The sequence below is a fragment of the Cochleicola gelatinilyticus genome (assembly GCF_001637325.1).
Lineage (GTDB): Bacteria > Bacteroidota > Bacteroidia > Flavobacteriales > Flavobacteriaceae > Cochleicola > Cochleicola gelatinilyticus.
The window spans coordinates 120,840-147,146 of sequence record NZ_LRXL01000012.1 but is presented as its reverse complement, the minus strand read 5'-3'; the positions used below and the strand labels follow the sequence as shown (position 1 = coordinate 147,146).

General features: G+C 36.3%; 24 protein-coding genes and 1 pseudogene. 22 read left to right on the top strand and 3 right to left on the bottom strand.

Annotation, left to right across the window (positions count from 1 at the left end):
* Positions 1 to 88 precede the first annotated feature (88 nt).
* On the top strand, positions 89 to 1,096 hold the full coding sequence (locus ULVI_RS01610; protein ID WP_068588898.1) for a 3-oxoacyl-ACP synthase III family protein: 1,008 nt from the start codon (positions 89 to 91) through the stop codon (positions 1,094 to 1,096).
* 427 nt (positions 1,097 to 1,523) lie between these two features.
* The gene (locus ULVI_RS01605) at positions 1,524 to 1,886 is read left to right on the top strand and encodes a CoA-binding protein (protein WP_068588895.1); all 363 of its coding nucleotides are present in this window, start codon (positions 1,524 to 1,526) and stop codon (positions 1,884 to 1,886) included.
* On the opposite strand, the gene ULVI_RS01600 is transcribed toward ULVI_RS01605, so the two are convergent.
* A complete protein-coding gene (locus ULVI_RS01600) occupies positions 1,857 to 3,302 on the bottom strand; it encodes a sodium:solute symporter (protein ID WP_068588892.1) in 1,446 nt (481 codons plus the stop codon). The genes ULVI_RS01605 and ULVI_RS01600 overlap by 30 nt on opposite strands.
* 123 nt (positions 3,303 to 3,425) lie before the next feature.
* Between ULVI_RS01600 and ULVI_RS01595 the strand changes: the two genes are divergently transcribed.
* The 7 genes and pseudogenes from ULVI_RS01595 to ULVI_RS01570 all read left to right on the top strand — a co-directional run bounded on the left by ULVI_RS01595 (position 3,426) and on the right by ULVI_RS01570 (position 12,327).
* The gene (locus ULVI_RS01595; RefSeq protein ID WP_068588889.1) at positions 3,426 to 5,915 is read left to right on the top strand and encodes a T9SS type A sorting domain-containing protein; all 2,490 of its coding nucleotides are present in this window, start codon (positions 3,426 to 3,428) and stop codon (positions 5,913 to 5,915) included.
* Between the two features lie 86 nt (positions 5,916 to 6,001).
* On the top strand, positions 6,002 to 6,622 hold the full coding sequence (gene recR, locus ULVI_RS01590; protein ID WP_068588886.1) for a recombination mediator RecR: 621 nt from the start codon (positions 6,002 to 6,004) through the stop codon (positions 6,620 to 6,622).
* A gap of 3 nt (positions 6,623 to 6,625) precedes the next feature.
* Positions 6,626 to 7,753 carry a glycosyltransferase family 2 protein gene (locus ULVI_RS01585; RefSeq protein WP_068588883.1) on the top strand — a complete coding sequence of 376 codons (1,128 nt, stop codon included), beginning with the start codon at positions 6,626 to 6,628 and terminating at the stop codon, positions 7,751 to 7,753.
* Positions 7,754 to 7,865: 112 nt separating this feature from the next.
* Positions 7,866 to 9,206 (top strand): dihydrolipoamide acetyltransferase family protein, encoded by a 1,341-nt coding sequence (locus ULVI_RS01580; RefSeq protein ID WP_068588879.1) that lies wholly within the window; start codon positions 7,866 to 7,868, stop codon positions 9,204 to 9,206.
* Positions 9,207 to 9,345: 139 nt separating this feature from the next.
* Positions 9,346 to 10,650 (top strand): hypothetical protein, encoded by a 1,305-nt coding sequence (locus ULVI_RS01575; protein WP_068588875.1) that lies wholly within the window; start codon positions 9,346 to 9,348, stop codon positions 10,648 to 10,650.
* A 64-nt stretch (positions 10,651 to 10,714) separates the two neighbouring features.
* Positions 10,715 to 10,891, top strand: a pseudogene (locus tag ULVI_RS15270) (2-oxo acid dehydrogenase subunit E2); the annotation flags it as partial.
* Between the two features lie 134 nt (positions 10,892 to 11,025).
* A complete protein-coding gene (locus ULVI_RS01570; RefSeq protein ID WP_068588872.1) occupies positions 11,026 to 12,327 on the top strand; it encodes a hypothetical protein in 1,302 nt (433 codons plus the stop codon).
* A 54-nt stretch (positions 12,328 to 12,381) separates the two neighbouring features.
* Here ULVI_RS01570 and ULVI_RS01565 read toward each other — a convergent pair whose 3' ends face one another.
* Positions 12,382 to 12,996, bottom strand: coding sequence for a glutaredoxin family protein (locus tag ULVI_RS01565; RefSeq protein ID WP_068588869.1), 615 nt, complete (start codon positions 12,994 to 12,996; stop codon positions 12,382 to 12,384).
* Between the two features lie 50 nt (positions 12,997 to 13,046).
* Between ULVI_RS01565 and ULVI_RS01560 the strand changes: the two genes are divergently transcribed.
* The 13 genes from ULVI_RS01560 (at position 13,047) to ULVI_RS01500 (ending at position 23,730) form a co-directional block, all read left to right on the top strand.
* Positions 13,047 to 13,820, top strand: a complete 774-nt coding sequence (locus tag ULVI_RS01560) for a 3'-5' exonuclease (RefSeq protein WP_068588865.1) — start codon at positions 13,047 to 13,049, stop codon at positions 13,818 to 13,820.
* 67 nt (positions 13,821 to 13,887) lie between these two features.
* Positions 13,888 to 14,499: a fumarylacetoacetate hydrolase family protein gene (locus tag ULVI_RS01555; protein WP_068588862.1), complete on the top strand. Its 612-nt coding sequence runs from the start codon at positions 13,888 to 13,890 to the stop codon at positions 14,497 to 14,499.
* Positions 14,500 to 14,838 (top strand): Hpt domain-containing protein, encoded by a 339-nt coding sequence (locus ULVI_RS01550; protein WP_068588859.1) that lies wholly within the window; start codon positions 14,500 to 14,502, stop codon positions 14,836 to 14,838.
* A 3-nt stretch (positions 14,839 to 14,841) separates the two neighbouring features.
* Positions 14,842 to 16,089, top strand: a complete 1,248-nt coding sequence (locus ULVI_RS01545) for a competence/damage-inducible protein A (RefSeq protein WP_068588855.1) — start codon at positions 14,842 to 14,844, stop codon at positions 16,087 to 16,089.
* A gap of 78 nt (positions 16,090 to 16,167) precedes the next feature.
* Entirely contained in the window at positions 16,168 to 16,407 is a 240-nt protein-coding gene (gene rpmB / locus ULVI_RS01540; protein ID WP_068588851.1) for a 50S ribosomal protein L28, read from the top strand.
* A gap of 26 nt (positions 16,408 to 16,433) precedes the next feature.
* A complete protein-coding gene (gene rpmG, locus ULVI_RS01535; RefSeq protein ID WP_045081706.1) occupies positions 16,434 to 16,616 on the top strand; it encodes a 50S ribosomal protein L33 in 183 nt (60 codons plus the stop codon).
* Positions 16,617 to 16,625: 9 nt separating this feature from the next.
* A complete protein-coding gene (locus ULVI_RS15265) occupies positions 16,626 to 16,778 on the top strand; it encodes a DUF4295 domain-containing protein (protein ID WP_082830754.1) in 153 nt (50 codons plus the stop codon).
* Positions 16,779 to 16,960: 182 nt separating this feature from the next.
* Positions 16,961 to 17,914: a signal recognition particle-docking protein FtsY gene (gene ftsY, locus ULVI_RS01525; RefSeq protein ID WP_068588843.1), complete on the top strand. Its 954-nt coding sequence runs from the start codon at positions 16,961 to 16,963 to the stop codon at positions 17,912 to 17,914.
* A gap of 101 nt (positions 17,915 to 18,015) precedes the next feature.
* Positions 18,016 to 18,603, top strand: coding sequence for an SET domain-containing protein (locus ULVI_RS01520; protein WP_068588840.1), 588 nt, complete (start codon positions 18,016 to 18,018; stop codon positions 18,601 to 18,603).
* An 85-nt stretch (positions 18,604 to 18,688) separates the two neighbouring features.
* Positions 18,689 to 19,990: a 30S ribosomal protein S12 methylthiotransferase RimO gene (gene rimO / locus ULVI_RS01515; RefSeq protein ID WP_068588838.1), complete on the top strand. Its 1,302-nt coding sequence runs from the start codon at positions 18,689 to 18,691 to the stop codon at positions 19,988 to 19,990.
* Positions 19,991 to 20,005: 15 nt separating this feature from the next.
* Positions 20,006 to 21,259, top strand: a complete 1,254-nt coding sequence (locus tag ULVI_RS01510) for a hypothetical protein (protein WP_068588835.1) — start codon at positions 20,006 to 20,008, stop codon at positions 21,257 to 21,259.
* A 22-nt stretch (positions 21,260 to 21,281) separates the two neighbouring features.
* Entirely contained in the window at positions 21,282 to 22,514 is a 1,233-nt protein-coding gene (locus ULVI_RS01505) for a glycosyltransferase family 4 protein (RefSeq protein WP_068588832.1), read from the top strand.
* A gap of 187 nt (positions 22,515 to 22,701) precedes the next feature.
* Positions 22,702 to 23,730, top strand: coding sequence for a helix-turn-helix domain-containing protein (locus tag ULVI_RS01500; RefSeq protein WP_068588830.1), 1,029 nt, complete (start codon positions 22,702 to 22,704; stop codon positions 23,728 to 23,730).
* Between the two features lie 16 nt (positions 23,731 to 23,746).
* Here ULVI_RS01500 and ULVI_RS01495 read toward each other — a convergent pair whose 3' ends face one another.
* Positions 23,747 to 26,236 (bottom strand): M14 family zinc carboxypeptidase, encoded by a 2,490-nt coding sequence (locus ULVI_RS01495; RefSeq protein WP_068588827.1) that lies wholly within the window; start codon positions 26,234 to 26,236, stop codon positions 23,747 to 23,749.
* Between the last annotated feature and the right edge of the window lie 71 nt (positions 26,237 to 26,307).

Sequence of the window (26,307 nt, the reverse complement as noted above, 5' to 3'; positions counted from 1 at the left end):
GTTATGCATGCATAGGAGATGTTGCTAAAATATTTCGGTTGGTTTATGGGTTTCCCTATCTTGCTTGCCTAATAAAACATTAAGCTACATGCATACCTCGAAGATTAGTGGGCTGGGTTTTTACGTGCCCGAAAATATTGTTACTAACGACGACCTTTCGAAAGTTATGGATACCAACGATGCTTGGATCCAAGAGCGAACAGGAATACAAGAACGGAGACACATTAAAAAAGGCGATGGTAATTCCACGTCAATAATGGGAGTAAAAGCTGCGACCATTGCTTTAGAAAGAGCAGAATTAAAACCTAAAGATATCGACATGATTGTGTTTGCTACGCTTAGTCCGGAGATGTATTTTCCAGGAGGTGGTGTACAAGTACAAGAAATGATGGGCATGCGTACGATACCTGCATTAGATGTTCGAAATCAATGCAGCGGTTTTGTTTACGCTATGTCTGTAGCCGATCAATTTATTAAGACTGGAATGTATAAACATGTCTTGGTGATTGGTGCCGAAAACCACAGTGGTGGATTGGATTTTAGTACAAGAGGAAGAAGTGTTTCGGTAATTTTTGGGGATGGAGCAGGAGCTGCTGTAGTTTCAAGAAACGAAAATAACGAAGGTGGAATTCTATCGACACATCTTCATAGCGAAGGAAAACATAAAGATGAATTAGCGTTACAAGGTCCTAGTACTGGGTACTGGGTGCCAGAAATTATCGCTGACAATCCGCAGGAAAACATTCCGTATTACCCAACAATGAATGGTCAATTTGTATTTAAACATGCTATTGTTCGTTTTTCTGAAGTAATAAAAGAAGGATTAGATGCAAATGGTTTAAAGGTTGAAGATATTGATATGTTTATTCCACATCAAGCAAATTTGCGCATTTCTCAATTCATTCAGAAAAAATTAAAACTTTCAGATGATCAAGTTTATAATAATATTCAAAGCTATGGGAATACAACAGCTGCCTCTATCCCCATCGCACTTACTGAAGCTTGGGAGAAAGGAAAAATTAAAAAAGGCGATCTAGTAGTACTCGCCGCATTTGGTAGTGGCTTTACTTGGGGAAGTGTAATTATACGTTGGTAGTATAAAAAAAACCTCCCAAAATCTCGATAGCAATGAGACAGGAGGCTTTTAAACTTAACAAACGTATAATTTTTTAGAAAGGCTAATTACTAAAACAAATTATATACCTAAAAACAGGTACATCTATAAGACGAATCTTTTTTTTAAATGTTTCAGAATTTTTTGCATTTAACAATAAGATAACAAACTAATTAAAAAAACAAACCCGAAGCTCTAGAACTTCGGGTTTACACTTTACTGCTCTTATTAACACTAACCATCAACGTAAAAATCTTCGCAGTAAAGAGAGAAACATTTCTATACAATAGACGGATGCTTTTTAGTATTGTTACAGCATTTTTATTTTTTAACATTCTTTTGGGCAAAGCAGGAAAATAGGACTTGTATTTTGGTATAGATAAATTGAAACAGTAACAAAAATAAGTAGATGAAAAAGAAGACATTAGTACTTGGAGCTAGTTTAAAACCGAACCGATATTCGAATCTTGCGATAAACCGCCTAAATAATTATGATCATCCAGTAGAAGCGGTCGGGTTACGAAACGGAGTTGTAGCAGGTGTAGATATTGCTACGGAAAAAAAGTCTTTTGAAAATATACATACAGTGACTTTGTATCTTAACCCAAAACGACAAGAGGAGTATTACGACTATATCGTATCACTGAAGCCTCAACGAGTGATTTTTAATCCTGGAACCGAAAATCCAACATTTTATAAAATTCTTCAAGAAAATAACATTGAGGTGGATGTTGCTTGTACGCTAGTGTTGCTTGCTTCGAATCAATATTAAACCAGTAAAGGTGATAAGTCCGTTAAGGATAAGAATGAAAAATCCAAATTCAAATCCAAACCAAAGCGCACTCAAGTAGCTAATGGTCCATCCAAGAAAAGGAGTTAAAATTGCAATTAGGGGTACTAAAGAATCTTTTACCTTCCACGTAGTAAATAACCCAAATGCGTAAAGTCCTAAGAGTGGTCCATAGGTATATCCTGCAAATACAAATAGCTTAGCAATTACTGAAGCATCTGCAATTACATATTTAAAAATTATGATAACTAAAATGAGTACCACCGACATCATGATATGAATGCGTTTTCGAACCCGAACCTGTTTTGCCGCGTCATATTTTTTTTCAATATCAAGAATGTCTATACTAAAAGAAGTCGTGAGTGCGGTAAGTGCACTATCTGCGCTCGAATAAGCTGCTGCAATTAATCCAAGTAAGAAGAAAATTGCAATTCCTAATCCTAACCCAGATTGAGTTGCGATCTCGGGAAATAGTTGATCTTTGTGTGCGTCGATTCCATTTTGCTGAGCATATACGGTAAGTAGTAAACCCAAGGCTAAAAAAACAAAATTTACAATCGTTAAAACGATAGTAAACCAGAACATGTTTTTTTGTGCATCTTTTAAATTTCTACAGGTAAGATTCTTTTGCATCATATCTTGATCGAGACCAGTCATTACAATTGCTATAAATGCTCCACTTATAAACTGTTTAACAAAATGATCTCCCGACTTCCAATCTTCAAAGAAGAACATTTTAGAATAATCACTGTCAGCAATAAATGTAAAAAGAGAACTACCTGAAAGACCTAAATCTGTAGCCACGTAATAGACGGCAACCCCAACAGCAATTAACATAAATAAGGTCTGAAGGGTATCTGTCCATACAATGGTTTTGATGCCGCTTTTAAACGTATATAACCATATCAAGAGAATAGTCATAGTTACGGTTGCCCAAAAAGGAACTCCCATAGCATCGAAAACTAAGTATTGTAATACAATTGCTACCAGATACAACCTAAAACTAGCGCCAACAATGCGTGATAATAGAAAAAATGAGGCTCCAGTCTTATAAGCGTTATTTCCAAAACGCCCTTCGAGATAGGTGTAAATAGAGGTTAAATTTAGCCTATAGTACAAAGGAAGCAAAACCAAGCCTATTACAGCATATCCAACAGTATAGCCTAAAACCACTTGGAAATAACTAAACTGCGATGCCTCTACCCAGCCTGGTGCAGATACAAATGTAACACCACTTAAAGAGGCACCTATCATTCCAAAAGCAACAAGATACCAAGGAGATTGTTTTCCTGCTTTAAAAAAATCGGCATTGCTACCCCCTTTATTTGTTAGGTAAGAGATTAATAATAAAACACCAAAATATCCTGCGATTAAAAGTAAGATGTGTAAGGGTTGCATAAAATTTTTGGCTTAAATTATTAATTGAGCAAAAATACAAAGATTGTTATCTCATCAACTAGATATTTTTGATACTTTTGATTTCTTTGAATACCAGTTGTATACTCTTTAAAAACATCATCTATGCGATTTAAATTAACCCTCACTGTATTTTTTTTAATTTTTAGTTTTAACCTTCAAGCACAAGAATATCTAAAAATGATCGACAATGGAACCTACAAGGTTTCAGAAATTGTAGAGAGTGCTAAAGCCTATTTCGAAGACAAAGATCTTGGGCGAGGTTCAGGATATAAACAATTTAAGCGTTGGCAATATAACGCTGAAAGATTAATGAATGAAGATGGTTTTCTTCCAACAGCAACAGAGCGAATCGCAGAGTTGCAACGATATAATGCTTATTTAAATGAAACTGCGAGTAATAGGCAGCAATTAATGGACAATTGGGAAGAATTAGGTCCAACGAGTTATACCGCTACTACAGGTTGGAATCCTGGTGTGGGTAGAATTACCGGTATCGCAGTTGACAGAACTAACACAGATCATATTATAGTTGGTGCAAATACAGGTGGAGTTTGGAGAACAACAGATGAAGGAACAACATGGACACCTTTAAATGATAATTTTGTGAATATGGAGGTGTATTCTGTAGCGATAGATCCACAAAATTCAGAAATTTATTTTTATGGTTCATCAAGTGGAGTAATTTATAAGTCTGAAGATTCTGGAGCTACTTGGAATCAATTAAATGATATTAGTAATTCAAGAATTATTAAATTAACAATCCACCCAGATAATAGTGAAATTATGTTCGCCTCAAGTGAAAATGCAGGAACATATAGAACAATAAATGGAGGGCTTACTTGGGAGCTTGTTAGTAATGAGCAACAAGCTTACGATGTGGAATTTAAACCGGGAGATCCTTCTGTGGTATATATATCTGGATACACTTTTCAAAAATCAATCGATGGAGGGGAAACGTTCGCAACTATAAGTGGTTTCGGAAATGGACCAAAAATGATTGGAGTGTCGCCTAATGATGCAGATCGTGTATATGTAGTTGAAGCATTCAACGGAATATTCAATGGATTTTATAGCTCGAGCAATAGCGGAACTACTTTCTCTGAATTACCTCATGGAGGAAACAATTACTTTGGGTACAGTACAACGGCAAACGATAATAGTGGACAAGCACCTCGAGATATGGACATCGCCGTGAATCCTGAAAATGCAGATGAGGTTCATATTGCAGGAATATTAACATGGAGATCTACAGATGCCGGAGCAAACTTTACCTGTACAGCAGACTGGATACCACAAGATGCCGCTAATGCAAATATTGGTTATTGCCATGCCGATGTGGATTTTATGGAATTTGTGGGGACCACATTATTTGTAGGTACCGATGGAGGAATTTATAAAGCTGCCGACACTGGAAATGTAACTGCAAACTATTACGAAAATTTAACCGAAGGTATGGGAATTCGTCAATTTTATAAAATTGGGGTATCACAAACAGAAGAAGTCGTGATCACTGGAGGTTCTCAAGATAATGGAACATCCTTTTATACCGAAGCCGATGGCTGGCGTGATTGGTTGGGAGCCGATGGAATGGAGGGATTTGTAGATAGAAATAATAGTAATATCATGTATGGTATGATACAATTTGGAGCGATGTACAGAACTGATAATGCAGGGAATTCTATTTTTAATTTAAATGAGCCTGGAATAGGAAGCGGGGAGTGGGTAACTCCATTTATACAGGACCCCGAAACTATAAATACAATTTATGTTGGGTATAATAGAGTGTACAAATCTTCAAATCGTGGAGGATCATGGACCCCTATTTCACAACAATTTCCAACTAACTTCACAAACATAAAAATTGCAAAGTCTAATAACCAAATATTAGTTGGAACTCGTGGAACGTTTATTTACAAAACTATCGATGGAGGAGCTAGCGATTGGGAATTAATCGCAATTCCCGGCGGAATTATCAACGATATAGCGATACACCCCGATAATCCTAATTTAATTGCTGCAGCAACAACAAGTAGTAATCGAGTTTTCGTTTCTGAAGATGGAGGAGAAACTTGGATAAGTTATAGAAAAAACTTACCCGATTTTGGTGCATTAACATTGATCTGGCATCGTGATGGTAAAGACGGACTTTATCTAGGAATGGAGACAGGAGTTTTTTATATAAATAACGAAATGGAAGATTGGCTTCCGTACAGCAACGGTATTCCTAATGTAATTATCAACGAATTAGAAATTAACAATACAACTAATATGTTATATGCTGGTTCTTATGGGCGTGGATTATGGGCATCACCTCTTCAAGAAACAACCCTGAATGTTGAAGATCGTTTCTCTGAAAGTACAGTCTCGATATTCCCTAACCCTGCCAATTCTCAAGTGACCATAGCATTAAAGAACGCACAAAATACAACTATACGAGTATTTGATATAACAGGTAAAATTGTACTATATCAACCTGATCTTTTTATTGCTCAAAGACATACATTACAAATTGAAAATTTAGCTTCAGGAACCTACTTTGTACGAATTAATTCGGAAGCAGGAACTGTGACGAAAAAGCTCTTAATTCAATAGATTAAATTATTTTTAATAGAGAATGCTTCAGAAAATAAAGATAATTTCTGAAGCATTTTTTTTATCTTGACCCCCTATAAATTAGTATGGAATTTTCATCAAAATTACTTGAAAACGCTGTCAATGAAATGTCACAGCTACCAGGCATCGGAAAGCGAACAGCATTGCGTTTGGTACTTCATTTGCTAAAACAACCCGAAGATCAAACACATCGGCTAGCAAATAGTTTAAATCAAATGCGAACCGATATTAATTTTTGTAGTAATTGTCATAATATAAGCGATACTAAGCTCTGCGAGATTTGCGCTAATCCCAATCGTAATGAAAAGATTGTATGTGTAGTGGAGGATATAAGAGATGTAATGGCAATCGAAAATACGAGTCAGTTTCGGGGGCATTATCATGTGTTAGGAGGAAAAATTTCTCCTATGGATGGTATTGGACCAGGAGAATTAACTATTCAGAGTTTGGTTGATAAAGTTAAAGAAGGCAAAATTGAAGAGTTGATTTTTGCCCTAAGCTCTACAATGGAAGGAGATACAACAAACTTTTATATCTTTAAACAAATAGAACCATACCATATAACAACTACTACGATAGCACGTGGAATTTCGGTAGGAGATGAACTGGAGTATGCAGATGAGGTGACACTAGGTCGTAGTATCGTGAATAGAATCCCTTTTGAAAATTCTTTAAAAAGCACTTAATATTTGAAAGTTTCTATCGTCATCTTAAATTACAACGTACGTTATTTTTTAGAACAATGTATTAGAAGTGTAGAACGTGCAATTACTTCAATCGATGCCGAGATTATTGTGATCGATAATAATTCTGAAGATGATAGTTGTGCTATGGTAAAGCAACTGTTTCCTAAAGTTAGACTTATTGAGAATAAAGAGAATGTGGGTTTCAGTAAAGCAAACAATCAAGCGGTAGCAGTTGCTAAAGGGGAATATGTCTGCATTCTTAATCCCGATACAGCAGTAGGAGAAAACACCTTTTTAAATTGTATTAAATATGCTGAGTCTATAAATAGAATAGGGATTTTAGGAGTTTCCTTATTAGATGGTACTGGGAATTTTCTCCCCGAAAGCAAACGAAATATTCCTACTCCAAAGGCTTCTTTTTTTAAAATGGTAGGTTTAAAAAAGTGGTATTATGCAAATCATCTTAACCAACAAGATTCGGGAGAAGTTTCTGTGCTAGCAGGAGCTTTTATGTTTATGAAACGAGCCGTGTATAAAGAAGTAAATGGTTTCGATGAGGCCTATTTTATGTATGGAGAGGATATCGATCTTTCTTACAAAGTAATTAAAGCTGGATATTTTAATCATTATTTAGGAACAACAGACACGCTGCATTATAAAGGCGAAAGCACCGAAAAAGACTTGGTGTATTTAAACCGATTTTATGGGGCTATGCGAATTTTCTATAAAAAACATTTTAAAACAAATACCTTCCTAGATGTTTCAGTAACATTAGGAGTAATTTTAGCAAAACTAAAAAAACAGTTCAGTTTTAAAGTTCGAAAAAAAAGAGCTTCAGAAACCAAGCATGCTTATGTATTAACTGAAAATTTAAATTTCTACGGAAAGCTTTCAGAAGTAATGAATATTTCTTTAAAATCTGCTTCAAAACAAATATTCGATGATGGCTCTTTACACAATACGCTATTTATCTTCGATGCGGAATACATGCCTTATGAGCAAATATTTTCAGTAATGAACAAATTAAAGAACCGCAATAATACCTTTCGAATACGCCCTCCACACTGTAATTTCATCTTGGGAAGTGATGCGAGTGATGATAGGGGGACTGTTGTCTGTTTTGGAGACTAATTGTTTGCAGCTTTAGGAAGTAACCTTTTGTAAAAATTGAAGCAAGTTGTATGAATTTTTACCTAATTTTGCACCGTTAAAAAACAAATCGCTACTTGTAAGATATTGAATTATGGCAAAATTTGAATTAAAGCTACCAAAAATGGGGGAGAGTGTCGCAGAAGCAACGCTCACAAATTGGTTGAAAGAAATTGGTGACACCATCGAAGCAGACGAGCCCGTACTTGAAATCGCAACCGATAAGGTAGATAGCGAAGTGCCTAGCGAGGTAGATGGAATTTTAGTTGAAAAACTATTTAATGCCGATGACATTGTACAAGTAGGACAAACGATCGCTATTATTGAAACAGATGGAGATGATGGGGCAACTACAGAAGGATCATCGCAGCATACAGAAACTCCTTCTAAGGAAGTTTTAAAAGAAGTTGCTGCTCCAGTTACTGCTTCAAAAGAAACTGAAAAATCTACTATTACAAGTAACGACGGACGTTTTTATTCCCCGCTGGTGAAAAATATGGCTTCGGAAGAAGGAATTTCTCAAAGCGAACTCGATGCTATTTCTGGAACAGGTAAAGATGGACGAGTTACAAAAAACGATATGGTTGCTTATATCGAGAGTCGAGGAAATGCATCACAACAATCTAATAAACAACCAGCAACTGCTATTGAAGCGAAAAACCCTGCTATTGCTTCGGCATCTGCTGCAAATGCCTCGAAACCAAAGGCCCCTGTTTCTGTGAATGGTGGGGATGAAATTATTGAAATGACTCGCATGGGGAAACTCATTGCGCATCACATGGTAGAGAGCGTAAGTACTTCAGCACATGTGCAGTCCTTTATTGAAGCAGACGTTACCAATATTTGGAATTGGAGAAAGAAAAATAAAGATGGTTTTATGAAACGAGAAGGTGAAAACCTTACGTTTACTCCTATTTTTATGGAAGCTGTAGCTAAAGCTTTAAAAGATTTTCCAATGATGAATATTGCCTTAGATGGTGATAGAATTATTAAACGAAAAAACATTAATTTAGGAATGGCCGCTGCATTACCCGACGGTAATTTAATTGTTCCTGTTATTAAAAACGCAGATCAGTTAAATCTGGTAGGAATGAGTAAAGCGGTAAACGATCTTGCTAGTCGTGCTCGTGATAATAAATTAAAACCAGACGACATCCAAGGGGGTACATATACTGTAACCAATGTAGGAACTTTTGGAAGTATTATGGGAACTCCCATCATCAATCAGCCACAGGTTGGTATTCTTGCATTAGGAGCGATTCGAAAAGTACCTGCAGTCATCGAAACTCCCGAGGGTGATTTTATTGGAATTCGGTACAAAATGTTCTTATCGCATAGTTACGATCATCGTGTAGTAAATGGAGCGCTTGGAGGACAATTTGTAAAACAGGTAGCAGATTACCTAGAAGCATGGGATGTAAATCGTGAGGTGTAATATGTGTTATTCTAATTAGTTTAGGCTAAAGTGTAATTATAATTAATATTTTTGGTATAAAAGTTGTGGTTTTTTTAATGAATGTCTTTAATTTTAAGATTTTATTAAAATTCAATAACTAAACTAAACTAAACATATTATGATTAAATTTTCCACTTTAATTGTCCTTTTTTGTTTCCTAGCAGGTTGTTCAGACGATAATTCTGTTGTAGAGGAAGATGTTTTTGATCTATCAATAGAAATAACCTCACCTTTCGATATTAAAGGTGATATCGCTTCATCTGGTGGGAATATTATTAATGAAGATGATCATACTATTCTAAGAAAAGGAGTTTGTTATAGTCTAACAGCTGCTCCAACAGTAAATGATCTACTAATTGAACATGAAGGTGTAGCTACCTCTTTTGAAGTAAATCTTGAGAATTTAGAGTTCAATACTGTTTATTACGCAAGAGCTTTTGCTGAAACTACAAACGATATTTTTTATAGTGATGAGGTTTCATTTACAACGACTAACGAATGTACTTTAAATGTTTTTGAGGGAGATGTTACCTTGACGACACAGACAGAGGTTGATAATTTTGCCATAAATAATTATTGTTCCGTTACGGGAGATTTGCGTATTTCTGAAGGTGATGCTACTGCTGATCCTATAGTTGATATCTCTGGATTATATAATTTGCGATCCTTGGGATCTATTATAGTAAGTAATACAACACTCATAGAGTCATTAGAAGGACTTCATAATATCGATAGCATTTCTAATAGTTTGGCTGTTGTTGGAAATGAACAAGTTATAAATATTGACGAATTTATCAAAATCGATACACCTGTACGCAGTATCACTGTATTTGATAATGCGAATTTAAACTCTATAGAAGGAATTTCGAATATTAAGGAATTAGTTAAATATGAAGATAATTTGCCATATTTAAAAATAAGTGACTGTCCGCTCCTAAATTCTCTCGATCCACTAGAAGGGATTACTGCTAACGATGGAATTAGTGGGATTTCAATTCATGGGTTACCATTCATTACCAATATCGATGCGCTTTCAAACATTTCTGGAAGTATTGATGTGTTAGATATTTTCAACATGACGTCACTACAAAATATCAATGGTATTTATTCTATAACTAGTGTAAATGGGAGGTTGTATCTTAGTAATAATGAAAGTTTAAATAATATTTTGGGATTTCAATCCATCACAACTCTTAGTGGTTTTATAAGTATTTTTAATAATGATTTATTATATAATTTGGATGCTTTCGAAAATGTTACTCAAATTTCTGGCGAGTTAGAAATTGTCGGAAATGCTTCATTATTTGACTTTTGTGGTATTGTAGATGCCCTCGACGAAAATAATTTGGATGACTTTTCGGTATATCAAAATGGGTTTAACCCTACATTAGAAGATTTATTAAATGGGAACTGCGCAGAATAAATGTTTTGGTTAGAACCAGATGCTATATAATTGATCTCTATTATTTAATCCTTATCAACATTTAATTCGAGAAGTACCTGCAGTCATCGAAACTCCCGAGGGTGATTTTATTGGAATTCGGTACAAAATGTTCTTATCGCATAGCTACGATCATCGTGTAGTAAATGGAGCGCTTGGAGGACAATTTGTAAAACAGGTAGCAGATTACCTAGAAGCATGGGATGTAAATCGTGAGGTGTAATATGTGTTATTCTAATTAGTTTAGGTTAAAGTATAATTATAATTAATATTTTTGGTATAAAAGTTGTGGTTTTTTTAATGAATGTCTTTAATTTTAAGATTTTATTAAAATTCAATAACTAAACTAAACATATTATGATTAAATTTTCCACTTTAATTGTCCTTTTTTGTCTCCTAGCAGGTTGTTCAGACGATAATTCTGTTGTAGAGGAAGATATTTTTAATCTATCCATAGAAATAACCTCACCTTTCGATATTAAAGGTGATATCGCTTCATCTGGTGGGAATATTATTAATGAAGATGATCATACTATTCTAAGAAAAGGAGTTTGTTATAGTCTAACAGCTGCTCCAACAGTAAATGATCTACTAATTGAACATGAAGGTGTAGCTACCTCTTTTGAAGTAAATCTTGAGAATTTAGAGTTCAATACTGTTTATTACGCAAGAGCTTTTGCTGAAACTACAAACGATATTTTTTATAGTGATGAGGTTGCATTTACAACGACTAACGAATGTACTTTAAATGTTTTTGAGGGAGATGTTACCTTGACGACACAGACAGAGGTTGATGATTTTGCGTCCAATAATTATTGTAGAATTACTGGATATTTAAGTTTTTCGCAGGAGAACGATTCGCAAGATCCAATTGTAGATATTAGTGCCATGAGTAATATTCGTTCTGTGGATTCCTTTGCAGTTGTCAATACTAATTTGGAAAGTTTGGAAGGTATGCAAAACTTGAGCATTGTGTCTAGTAATATTTTTATTGATCGCAACAATTTATTAATACAAATTGATGATCTTAGTAACATATCTTCTTCACTTCATTCAATATTATTAAATCAAAATTTTCGCCTTACTAATGTTAATGGTTTGTCAAATATCAATCGTTTGGTAGAAAAGGACGGAAGAGGACCTTATTTAAAGGTAGGGGGTGCCGATAGTTTGACCTCTCTTTCCGGTTTAGATGAAATAACTTTTGAAGATGAAAATGGAACTTTAATGGTGCATACATTGCCGTTAATTACTAATCTAGATGTCTTTTCTCAAATTTCAGGGAAATTAAGTACGTTGGAAATTAGCTATATGGATAATTTACAAAATATAGATGGAATAACTTCTATTACAGGTGTTAATGATAGTTTTAGACTTACAAATAATGAAAGTCTTTTAGATTTTTCTGGGTTACAAAATATTACTAACCTTACTCAAAATGTCCTTATTAAAAACAACGACAATCTCTTTAACTTAGATGATTTTTATAATTTACAGGAAATATCAGGTACGGTTCAAATTGTGTCTAATGAAGCTTTAGTAGATTTTTGTGGTATTATCGATGCAATTCAAGATAGTGAAGATACTAATTTTGAGATAACTGGTAACCAGTTTAATCCTACTTATCAGGATTTACTTGATGGTACGTGTACAGAGTAATAGGGGAAGGTTTAGTAGGTAGGAAGCGTATTTCATTAATTGACAGTTATCAACTTATATAACCTTCAGTTCTTTTAAAATCTGTTCCAGTTCTTCGTATCCAAATATAAAATGATCTCTATTCCAAATTGTAGGGAGTTTTTGAATTTGAACATCGGGATGCATGTTCTGCAATAACTCGAGATATTGCTTGTGTGTTTTGGGATCCTCTTTTAAGTTAACATTTCGGTGTTCTATGCGTCGCTGCCTAAGGGCGTTTTCCAACAGTGTGCATTTCTCACAACCTGGTTCAGAGAATAATACGAGTTTTCCGTCGATGACGCGGCGAAGATCTTTGGTTTGATTTTCATACGATATCGAAATCGGACTTGCTTGATCGTTAATGATAAGCTCGTAGGTGTACGTAGGGTTTTCTTCTAATTCGATCAATGTGATCATGTGAGTTTTGCTTTTAGGCGGTAAATCTTTAATCATAGGTTTAGAAGCGCTTCTGCGAAAACCTTCAGAAATAACCATAAAGAAAACATTTAATGTTGCATTTGTGGTGTTTTCGGCAGACAGGATAATTCGTTTCCCTGATTTTTTTTCAGAAATAAGTACACGTTCATCTTGACAAATTGCAGTGAATGTTATAAGCAGTGTAAGGACAAGTAAGATTTTCTGTTTCATAGTGTATCACAAAAGTATGAATTACTACCTTTGTTACACAAACTATACCAATGGAATTGAATTTAAAAAAACCTATCTGTTTTTTCGATCTGGAAACAACTGGGACCAATGTAGCTACCGATCGAATTGTAGAGATTTCTATTCTGAAAGTCTTTCCCAATGGAAATAAAGAAAGTCATACGTGGCGTGTCAACCCAGAGGTTCCTATTCCGGCAGCGACTTCTGCCATCCATGGAATTACAGATGATATGGTTGCGAACGAACCTACTTTTAAAGAATTGGCGCCAAAGGTGTATGCGTTAATTAAAGACAGTGATTTAGGAGGATTTAACTCCAATCGGTTCGATATTCCGTTGTTAGCAGAAGCGATGCTGCGGTCAGATATCGATTTCGATATGAAAAAAGCCCTGTCGGTCGATGTGCAAACTATTTTTCATAAAAAAGAAAAACGAACGCTAGAGGCAGCGTATAAATTTTATTGTGATAAAGATCTCACAAATGCTCACAGTGCAGAGGCAGACACCAACGCAACGTACGAAGTGTTAAAAGCACAGCTTGATAAATACGACGATCTTGAGAATGATATGGCCACATTAGCAACATTTAGTTCGCATAAAAAATTTGCAGATTTTGCGGGTTATATTGGGTATAATAAAAATGAAGAAGAGGTTTTTGCCTTTGGAAAACACCGAGGAGCAAAAGTTGAAGATGTCTTAGAAAAAGAACCCGGTTACTTTGGTTGGTTGTTAAATGCGGATTTTCCTCTTTACACCAAGAAGGTTTTAACCCGAATTAAATTAAGTAAGCTTAACACAAAGGCCTAGGAGTGTCATAAGAATTTTTGATTTTTCTAAATTTATACTATTGCCTAAATCGTTGAATACGTAATCTATGAAGATAATTTGCATTGGTCGAAACTACGCTGACCATATAAAGGAATTAAATAATGAAAAACCGAGCGATCCCGTAATTTTCCTTAAGCCCGATACAGCAATTGTGCTTAAAAATCAACCCTTTTTTATCCCAGATTTTTCGAACGACGTTCATCACGAAGTTGAAATTTTGGTTAAAATAAAAAAAATAGGAAAACATATTAATCGAAAATTTGCCCATAAATATTACGATGAGATTGGTTTGGGGATCGATTTTACCGCTCGTGACCTTCAGCAGCAATTAAAAGAAAAAGGACTTCCGTGGGAAAAAGCTAAAGCCTTCGATGGATCGGCTGTAGTGGGTAAATTTCTTCCGAAGACACAATTTGAAAATATTGATGCTATCAATTTTTCTTTACAAAAAGACGGAGTACTTGTCCAAGAAGGTAATACGGCATTACAGTTGTATAAGATTGATGAAATAATCGAATATATCTCTAAATATTTTACTTTAAAGATCGGAGATATTATATTTACAGGCACTCCATCAGGAGTTGGCAGAGTAAGTCCCAACGAAACCTTAACGGGTTATATAGAAGATAAGGAAGTTTTTTCCGTTAAAATAAAATAAATGAGTAAAATTTATTCAACCGAAAGTTTAAACGAAATTGCTGGTGGAGATCAGGATTTTATGGCTGTGGTGGCACAAACATTTTTAGAAGAGATCCCACCAGATTTAGCTTCTTTAGAAGAAGCAGTATCAAACGATAATAAGGAATTGGCCTATCAATTCGCTCATAAAATGAAACCAAATATCGAGATGTTCGGTATTGATCTTATGAAAGAAGTTGCAGCTGTCGAAGCATGGACCAAAACAAGCAAAAGTAATTCGGTAATAGCTCCTAGCGTTAAGCACCTAAGTGCTACCTTACATAAGGTGTTTAAGCAGCTAGAAGAAGATTATTCATAATATATGCTGGCGGAAATAATCACCATTGGAGATGAAATACTCATCGGACAAATTGTAGACACAAATTCTGCTTATATATCAAAACAACTTAATGCGATAGGAGTAAAGGTGTACCAGATCACTTCGGTACAAGATGAACGTGCTCATATATTACATGCATTAGAGGATGCTAAGAATCGAGTAGATTTAGTATTAGTTACTGGTGGGTTAGGTCCTACTAAAGATGATATTACTAAAGAAACATTTTGCGAATTTCTAGACGATCATCTCGTTGAGAATGCGGAGGTCTTAGCGCATATAAAATTTATTTTCGAGAATTATGTAAAACGTCCTACGCTTCCATCGAATTTAAGTCAAGCGATGGTTCCTTCAACAGCTACAGTTTTAAAAAACCAACACGGTACTGCTCCAGGTATGTGGTTCGAAAAAGATAATGTGGTTTTTGTTTCCATGCCTGGTGTTCCATACGAAATGAAGTATCTACTACAAGATGAGGTGCTTCCTCGGGTGATTAAACGATTTAATCGGCCACACATTTACCATAAAACATTGCTTACCTACGGAAAAGGTGAAAGCGAGATACAGGAAATTATTACCGATTGGGAAAACAATCTTCCAAAAGATATTAAACTAGCGTATTTACCTTCTTTAGGGAGAGTTCGCTTGCGGTTATCATCTACGAATATAAATCAGAAAATTTTAGTAGATCGAGTCGATGCACAAATGGAAAATCTGCAAAACTTATTGCAAGACATTGCAGTAGGGTTTGAAGATGAAACCAGCATCGAATTACGCATCGCTTCTTTGTTAACACAAAAAAATCAAACATTAAGTTTGGCAGAAAGTTGCACGGGAGGGGCGCTTGTACAACATATTACCCAAAATTCAGGGGCTTCAAAATTTTTAATGGGTAGCATGGTACCCTATAAAACAACATTAAAAACCGAATTATTAGGGGTAAGTGCCGCGCTTATTGAAAAGTATTCTGTAGTGAGTGGGGAAGTTGCAGAGGCCATGGCTACACAATGCACCAAAGTCTTTAAAACCGATTATGCCATCGCAACTACTGGAAACGCTGGGCCTACAAAAGGAGATGCCGATGCCGATATCGGAACTGTTTATATTGCAATTGCCAGTCCGGAAGGAGTTTTTTCAGAAAAATTTAGTTTTGGAGAGGCCAGAGAACGCGTTATAAAAAGAGCAACAAACAAGGCTTTTGAAATGCTTCTAAAAGAAATTTCAAAAAACTGATTTCCTTTTGTTGTGTATGAGGATAAAATGTCTTAAATTTGCAGCCTGTTTTAAAATAACTAATTAATAGTTGAAGTAATGTCAAGAGTTTGTGAGCTTACAGGTAAAAGAGCGATGGTTGGAAATAACGTGTCGCACGCGATGAATAAAACAAAACGAAAGTTCAATGTGAACTTAGTTAAAAAACGTTTTTACATTCCTGAAGAGGACAAGTGGTTAACCTTAAAGGTTTCTACCTCCGCTTTAAAAAACATCAATAAAAAAGGAATTTCTGCCGTGATTAAAGAAGCGCGCGAAAAAGGCTTTTTGAATAAATAATTAGATAACGAATAAAGTCTGTTACAATGGCTAAAAAAGGAAATAGAGTACAAGTGATCTTAGAGTGCACCGAGCACAAAGAGTCGGGAAAGCCGGGAACATCTCGTTACATCACCACAAAGAACAAAAAGAACACGCCGGATAGAATGGAGTTGAAAAAATTCAACCCAATCTTGAAAAAAATGACGGTTCATAAAGAAATTAAATAAGGATAGGCCATGGCAAAGAAATCAGTAGCATCGTTACAAACAGGATCGAAGCGTCTTACCAAAGCAGTTAAAATGGTAAAGTCGCCTAAAACAGGAGCATATACTTTCTCCGAAGCCATTATGGCACCGGATTTAGTAAACGATTGGTTAAACAAAAAATAACCCATCGTAACATATAGTATACAAGCCACTTTTTTACGAGAGTGGCTTTTTGTATTTTTGGGCGTTACTCTTTTTTCGCCTAGGGCAAAAAAGGTCGGGCTTTTGTCGCTACACGGTAGCATCCGCAATCCCTAACGCAAATAAAACTAACAAACTCAATCACAGACTAATTCACTTGTTTAATGAGCTTTTTTAAAAAAATATTCTCCAAAGAAAAAAAAGAAACCCTCGACAAAGGACTCGAAAAATCAAAATCGACTTTTTTCGACAAATTAAGTAAAGCAGTTGCTGGGAAAAGCAAGGTAGACGACGATGTTCTAGATAATTTAGAAGAAGTGCTCGTATCTAGTGATGTTGGTGTAAATACCACATTGAAAATTATTAAACGTATCGAAGCTCGTGTTGCTACGGATAAATATGTAGGAACCGACGAGCTTAACCAGATTCTTCGCGAAGAGATTGCCGGACTTTTAAGTGAAACTAATGTAGGAAACGAAACCAAATTCGAAATCCCCGAAAAAAATACACCACATGTCATTATGGTGGTAGGTGTAAATGGAGTTGGTAAAACAACCACCATAGGGAAGCTTGCATTTCAATTTAAAAAAGCAGGAAAGAAAGTTGTTTTAGGAGCCGCAGATACGTTTCGTGCTGCAGCCATCGATCAATTACAAATATGGGCAGATCGTACCGAAGTTCCTATTGTAAAGCAAAGTATGGGAAGTGATCCTGCCAGTGTCGCTTTCGATACGTTAGAAAGTGCTGTAAAACAAAATGCAGATGTAGTGATTATCGACACAGCAGGAAGGTTGCACAACAAAGTAAACTTAATGAACGAACTTACCAAGGTAAAAAGAGTTATGCAAAAAGTGATTCCCGATGCACCACACGAAGTCTTGTTGGTTCTTGATGGTTCTACTGGGCAAAATGCTTTTGAGCAAGCGAAACAATTTACAGCAGCAACCGAAGTAACTTCTTTAGCTGTCACTAAACTTGACGGAACTGCTAAAGGGGGTGTTGTTATAGGTATTAGCGATCAGTTTCAGATCCCAGTAAAATACATTGGAGTAGGAGAAGGGATGGAAGATCTGCAGGTATTTAATAAGTTTGAATTTGTAGATAGTTTCTTCAAATAGTTTAACATTACTTTTTCAAAATCATTTGTGCAACTCAGTATATTTAATTGATAGTATATCTGGTGGCTATCCACTAGGTAATAAAAAAATCAATAAAATATATGATCCATCCACATACCGAATTACGCTTTATTAACAATGAAATAGGACATGGAGTTGTTGCAACTCAATTCATCCCTGCGGGTACCATTACTTGGGTGCTGGACGAATTAGACCGAGAATTTACTACACAACAATTTTCTGAAATGGCACCACCGTTTCAAAATATTTTAGACACCTATTCGTATCGTAACAGTAAAGGCAATTATGTGCTTTGCTGGGATCACGGACGTTTTGTAAATCATAGCTTTAAATCGAATTGCCTTTCGACAGCTTACGATTTTGAAATTGCTGTGCGCGATATTCATCCCGGAGAACAACTCACAGACGATTATGGGTATCTCAATGTGGATACTCCTTTTCAACCTTCAGAAGAAGGAACAAAACGTAAAATCGTATATCCCGATGACCTAGAGCACCATCATAAAAAATGGGATAAAAAAATAGCAGCAGTGTTTCCGAAGATTGCTACGCTGCCACAACCCTTAGCAGAACTCCTTCCGAAGAAAACAAAAGAACGTATTGAAGCAATTAATGCGGGCAACGAAGAACTAGAGTCTATCCTAACCCTTTATTTTAAGCGGAACTAAACCGGTAAATACAAACTATTGTTTTCCGAAATATAAGAGGTATCTTTGCACCCCTTTATAAACAGCCGTAGGTACGGAATGCACTATGAGAACAAAAACACTAAAAAAGAATAAGATCAATGTAGTTACCCTTGGATGCTCCAAGAATGTATACGACAGTGAAGTACTCATGGGGCAACTCCGCGCCAACAATAAAGAAGTAGTACACGAAGAAGAAGGAAATGTAGTGGTGATTAACACCTGCGGTTTCATCGCAAACGCAAAAGAGGAAAGTGTAAATACTATCTTAGAATACGTTCAGAAAAAACAGGACGGGGTTGTAGATAAAGTTTTTGTAACAGGATGCCTTTCCGAGCGCTACAAACCAGATCTTCAAAAAGAAATTCCCGATGTCGATCAGTACTTCGGTACCACAGAATTACCAGGACTGCTAAAAGCCCTCGGCGCCGATTATAAGCACGAATTAATTGGAGAACGTCTTACTACCACGCCTAAAAATTACGCATATCTAAAGATTGCTGAAGGATGTGACCGTCCGTGTTCGTTCTGTGCCATCCCGATCATGCGGGGAAAACACCGATCCACTCCCATGGAAGATTTGGTGACCGAAGCGGAAAAGCTTGCAGCGAATGGTGTAAAAGAACTTATTCTTATTGCGCAAGATCTTACCTATTACGGACTCGATCTATACAAAAAACGTAACCTTGCTGAATTGCTTCAGAAATTAGTAAAAGTTGAGGGGATTGAGTGGATTCGGTTGCATTATGCCTTTCCCACAGGGTTCCCAATGGATGTGCTCGAAGTGATGCGCAAGGAACCGAAGCTCTGTAATTACATGGATATTCCGCTGCAACACATTGCAGATCCTATCCTTAAATCCATGCGCCGTGGAACTACCAAAGCAAAAACCACGAAATTATTAAAAGAATTTCGTGAAGCCGTACCTGAAATGGCGATTCGTACCACACTTATCGTTGGGTATCCGGGTGAAACGCAAGAAGATTTTGAAACTCTAAGAGATTGGGTAACCGAAATGCGTTTTGAGCGTTTGGGCTGCTTTACCTACTCTCACGAAGAGAACACACATGCGTATAATTTAGTAGATGATGTGCCCGAAGAGGTTAAGATGGAACGTGCTAATAAGATCATGGAAATTCAGTCACAGATCTCTTGGGAGTTAAATCAGCAAAAAATTGGGAAAGAATTTAGAGTGATTATCGATCGGAAGGAAGGGACCTATTTTGTAGGTCGTACCGAATTTGATAGTCCCGATGTGGATAATGAAGTTTTAATCAATGCTGAAAACGGCTACCTACGAACGGGTGAATTTGCTACAGTGCGCGTAACAGCAGCAGAAGATTTCGACTTGTACGCAGAGGTAGTTTAATTATAATTACTGGATATGTTTTTATTATTAAGAACAATACTATTATGGAGTGTTGTAGTTTTTTGCGTAAGCTGCAAACAAAAAAATAATAAAGATTCGTCTGTTTCTTCTGAAACTACAAAGGTTGAATTCATAGAAAATCCTTCCGAAGAAAACAGCGCACTCCCACGTTTATTCGGTAGTGAAAATGGATTGTTCTTTAGTTGGGTTGAAACAAAAGACACGACCGATTTTCTAAAATATAGCGTTCTTAAAGATGCTTCATGGGAGTCTGTGGAGACGGTAACTTCCGGAACCGATTGGTTTACCAACTGGGCCGATTTCCCCGTAATCGCTGAAAACAACGGATCTATTTTAACAAACATCCTGCAACGCTCTGCTAACGGTACCTACACCTACGACATTAAATTAAACCTTTTTTCTTCTGAAACTCAACGGTGGAATAAAAACTTCATCCTTCATAAAGATGGAACGAAGAGTGAGCACGGGTTTGTTTCTATGCAACCTTATGGAGAAGAATCATTTTTTATAACTTGGTTGGATGGTAGAAATACGACCGGAGGACATGAAGGTCACGATCAGCACTCGAGTGCGGGAGCAATGACGCTTCGAAGTGCTGTAGTGCATACAGATGGAAGTATCGCAAACGAGACAGAACTCGATTCAAAGGTGTGCGACTGTTGTAATACAGCGGCAGCAATTACTTCTAAAGGACCCATTGTTGCCTATCGTGATCGGAGTGATGAGGAGATTAGGGATGTTTCAATTCTTCGATGGGAAAATAATAAATGGACTGCACCACAAACTCTTGGGAACGATGCGTGGAAAATTGCCGGTTGTCCCGTAAATGGTCCAGCTATTTCTGCTATAGACGCGTCTGTTGCTGTAGCTTGGTTCACTGGAGCAAATGAACTCCCTAAAGTCTATGCTGCTTTTTCTGAAGATAACGGAGCAACTTTTAAGAATCCTATACGCATGGATAGTTCTGAAGCTGTCGGGAGAGTAGACATAGCGCTAATTACGGCAACCGAAGCAGTAGTGTGTTGGTTAGAGACCGATGGGGCACAAACGTATATTATGGCTTCGAAAATTAGTGATGATGGAGAAAAAGGCGAGGCAATTGAAATCGCTAATATTGAAAGTGGTCGCTCCAGCGGATTCCCTCAAATGGAATTGTACAATGACAAGTTGTATTTTGCTTGGACAGAATTTAGCAAAGAAAAGCAGCCGTTCATTAAAATGAGCTATCTTGCTATTGAACAGTTGTAAAAAACATTCATTTTAATTTTTTTTGAAAACACTTCTTATTATTGGTCATACAATTCCAGAACCTGCAACTACTGCAGCAGGTGGACGGATGATGCAGTTGATCAAATTATTTTCCCAAAATGAGTACACTATTGTTTTTGCCAGTACCGCAAGCATTTCTGAACGTTCTGTAAATCTCGATATACTGGGGATTACTTACGAAGCAATACAGTTAAACGATCCTAGTTTCGATGTATTTATTTCAACGTTGAATCCGTCGGTCGTGTTGTTTGATCGTTTTATTACTGAAGAGCAATTTGGTTGGCGCGTGGCAGAACATTGTCCGAATGCTTTACGGATTTTAGACACCGAGGATCTTCATTTTCTTCGGAAAGCAAGAGCCAAAGCTGTTAAGCAAGGGATACCAGTTTCTGAAGCTGATCTTTACACAGATATTGCAAAACGGGAATTGGCAAGTATATTTCGATGTGATGTCTCCTTAATTATTTCTGAATTTGAAATAGAACTTCTGCAAAAAACCTTTCAAGTTCCTTTTGGAATATTGTTCTATCTTCCATTGTTACTAGATGAACTTACTGAAGATTTCATAGAACAACTCCCTCCTTTTGAAGCACGAATCGATTTTATGACGATTGGAAATTTTCTACATGCTCCTAACGTTGATGCTGTTTTAGAATTAAAGAATAAAATATGGCCTTTAATAAAAAGAGAGCTTCCGCAAGCAACATTACAGGTCTTTGGGGCTTATGCTCCACAACAAATTCGTGAATTAAATAATAAAAAAGAAGGTTTTCTCTTAAAAGGATGGGCCGAAGATGCAGGGCATGTTTTTCAATCTGCACGAGTTTGCTTGGCTCCGCTACGTTTTGGAGCAGGGTTAAAAGGGAAATTGCTCGATGCAATGCAATATGGTACACCATCAGTTACTACTACCGTTGGTGCTGAAGGTATGTGTGGAATATTTCCTTTTAATGGCTCGATAAAAGATGAACCTTACGATTTTGCTTCAGAAGCAATTCAATTGTACACTGAAAAATCAAAATGGATTCGGGCACAAAAAAACGGATTTGACCTCATAGAAAAGCGGTTTCAGAAACAATTATTTTCAGAAAAATTTATAAAAAAAGTTATATGGCTTCAAGGAAATCTTGGCGCACATCGTAACTCTTTTTTTCTCGGACAGGTGTTTCAGCATCATACATTAAAAAGTTCTAAATATTTAAGTCGATGGATCGAAGCTAAAAATGGCAGGTAATCTTCTATTTGTCAGTTAGATGTGAGTAGCTGTGGTTTGTGTTCATGTATTATTTATAGAGCGTATCCTTCTAAAACTCATTTGAGTTAATAGAAACATCATATAGGTTAATCGCTTCTTATAGATAGTAATTAATTTGTACTATATTATTTTTTATTTTTAAAACTGTAAAAAGTCAATAAACATTATGCCATCAATTACCATAGATACAGAATATGACAAAAATTTACTTGAAAAGATTAAAAGCAGAATAGGAGGGGAAATTGAAAAGAAAGAATGGGGAGAACATGTGTTAACATTCGATAATGAATACGGTAATGGAATTATTAAAACCATTGATTTTGATTCGGGTGTTTCTTTAATCGATTATGATGTAACTTTTTCTGAAGAAACAATTTTAATTTTTAAACGACAGGAATCTAATCCGTTGGTTTTTTTCTATATCACAGAAGGTAATTTAGAGTATTGCTGTGATGATGATGGGGAGCAATTAAAGTTGAATCAGTTTCAAAATATCATTATAAATAATAAAAAATATTCGCATACTTCGTTAAAGTTTAAAACAGGTCTACATGTAAAAGTTAACTTTATACAAGTAGGAAGAGAAGATTATTTAAAACTAAAGGATAATTCAGAACACTGCATTACAAAGCGATTTATACCTATAGTTAAGAATTCTGAATCTAAATTTGTGTATTCTCATTTAGGAAATTACAATCTCGAGATCGCGCAACAAATTAAAAAAATAAGCGAGATTCACGGGAAAGGAATTATAAAAGCACTTTCCTTAGAAGCTCAAGTAAATCTTGTTTTAGCAATGCAATTGTTAGATCATGAAAATTTCGTGAATCAAATTCACCTTCCAAAGTCGATCTCTATTCACGACATTAAGAAAATAAATAAACTCACCGAATTTATTGAAGAGAATATTTCTGAACCCCTTCCAGTCTCAGACCTAGTAACTGAATCTGGATTGAGCGCCAAAAAAATGCAGGCAGGTTTTAATGCATTGTACTCAAAATCTGTAAATGTATATATTCGCGAGAAAAAACTAGACATTGCTAGGGATATGCTCAAAGAAACCGACGATTCTGTGTCGGAAATTGTTTATAACATTGGTTTTAAAAGTAGGAGTTATTTTTCTAAAATCTTTTTTGAGCGTTTTGGAATTTTACCCACAGCCTATCGAAAAAAATTACACGAAGGTCAAGAGTAAGGTTTAGTCGAAAATATTACTCGCGAAAGCGATTTGGATTTACAAAGAACAAACTATTTACAAAGAGTAATTTTCCGTTTTCCCAAAAAGAACGAAATAACACATCGTCTACTATATAGATCATACTCCCACGTCCCATTCTTGCTTCTCCAAATACCATAGAATTTTTAAGCTTTGCTTTTGCATTCTTTCCAGAGAAACCTGAAACGGAGATAGGCTCATCTTGTATATACCCTACATTGTAGCCATTTTCTAAGAACTGATACGAATCACTACCAAGTTTTAAACTAAAATAAGAATCACCATAACCAAATGCCATGGGGTGCGAAGGGTCTAACTTAATTTTGTAAATACTTCCTGTTATAAGGTCGGTTACTCCGTTTCGTTCGCGTTGATCGTAGGGAATTAATTTTTCTGCTTTCGAAGCTTCATTCGTTTCGGTAGTATCGGGTTTGTTTTCTGTTAGATCAAAACCTTCTTTACCTTCAAAAAAGCGTACCGCATTTCCCAATGAAATTATTTTTCCTCCACGTCGAACCCAAGCTGTGATCTCTTTTAGTCTTTCTTCATTAATAACACTAGAGTACCATCCATCGGGGAGGACGAGAATGTCGAATGTATTTAATGAAACCGAATCAAAATAATCGGTGTCTACAGAAGTTATTGGATATTGTAACTGGGTTTCAAAAAAGTGCCATAAGGTGCCATAGCTTAGTGAGGACACTCCCTTTCCTTTTAACATGGCGACACGTGGTGTGTTGATTAATTTGAGATCGGGAGAACCAAAATCGGTTCCATTATCACTAAAGCTTGTTGTGGCAGCATATAAGTTTCGTTGGTGTTTCTTTGCTATTTTAATTACTTTTTGATCAAACTCGTTATTGGTTCGATTGTCACTTTTTGTAATAATTAAACTACCCCGATTAAATGTTTTTCCATTAAACTGAAGTTCTTTTTCAGAAAACCGAACTCGAATATCCTGTTTTAGTAATTCAGAAAGAAAGGCCGCATCGTATACGCTGTTCCAATCTGCGATATACCCTGCCGCAGAAGGAGTAGCTGCACTTGTATTCTTAAATTTGTTAGGTGTAGTCGCTGTAGCATTTATTAAACTCGTACTTGCTAAGGCTTCTAATCCATAGGCATGCGGAATGCTCCACGCCGTAATATCGTAGGTTAAAGGATCACTTAGTTTAGCATCTGGTTCAAACAGTACTTTTACCATGTTTCCTTTTGGCTGGTTGGTACTTACAACAAGTGCCCCGGTAGCATCCATAGAACTTTTGGTCGCCGTAGTATAATTATACCCATTTACGGTGCCACTGTTCGTATATCCATAGACAATCTCATGTCGATCTAAAAGAGTGGTAAGTGCTTTTAATTTATCGGGATGCCCTTTTAAAACGTAGCTTTTGTATGTAAAATTGGTTTTCGAAAAATAATTTTTAAACTCTGTAACAAGTTTGTTTGCGTTTTTTGAAGCAACTTCAATTGTCGATAATCCAGTAGTTGTGTGATGCGCCACACGATCAACTAAGGTAAGTTCGTATCCTTCATCGGTATCAATGCCTAAACCAGCACGTCCGTGACCTGCTTGCTCGTATGTCATTCCTATGGCACCCATGAACATGGGGTAGGTGTCTCCATAACTAGGATATAATAGGTCGAAACTTTCTCGCGTAAAGAACAACCAACCTTCCTTATCGAAGTATCGAGCGTGGTTTTTCCCAATCTCTGTTTGAAAGTCCCGTTGAAAATCGGTTATGATCTCATGGAAAGGTTCGGCAGCAGGTGCAAAATAATACGGATTGTTAATGCCTTGTTCATGAAAATCGACATGCACATGTGGCATCCATTGATTGTAAATTTTTAAACGCTGCTGACTTTCAACCTGCGTCGCCCATGCCCAATCGCGGTTTAAATCGAAGAGATAATGGTTGGGACGTCCTCCGGGCCAAGGTTCGTGGTGTTCTGCAGCATCTTGTAGTTTGTTATAAGGAGTTGATTTTACCTGATTGTACCAGTTTACATAGCGATCACGGCCATCGGGATTTACACAAGGATCTATGAGCACTACGGTGTTTTGTAAATAATCTTTCTTTTCGGTAATTAGTTTGTATATCGTATTCATCGCTGCTTCGGTACTGGAAGCTTCATTTCCATGTACGTTGTAGCTCATCCAAACAATCGCAGTGTTTGAAGTTGCCGTTCCTTTTTGTATTCCGGCATTTGTTAGGTGATTGGTACGCAGGGTTTTAATAGTAGAAATATTGCCTTCAGAAGAAATAATCGCGTAGGTAAGTGGGCGTCGCTCGTTGGTTTTTCCGTAGGTATCGAATGTGACCATCGCACTATTTTCAGCAACATGTTCGAAATAAGAAACAACATCGGCATGGCGCGTAAACTGTGTTCCCATCTCATACCCCAAAAATTCGGCGGGAGATTGTACCTGTGCGGAAAGGACAGTAGAAATAAGCAAAAGGGCTATCGAAAGAATGCGGGTCATTAGAATGGTGTTTTAAAAATCGAAATCAAATATAGTGGAAATTTAGAAGTATAAATTGGAAAATGAAGACT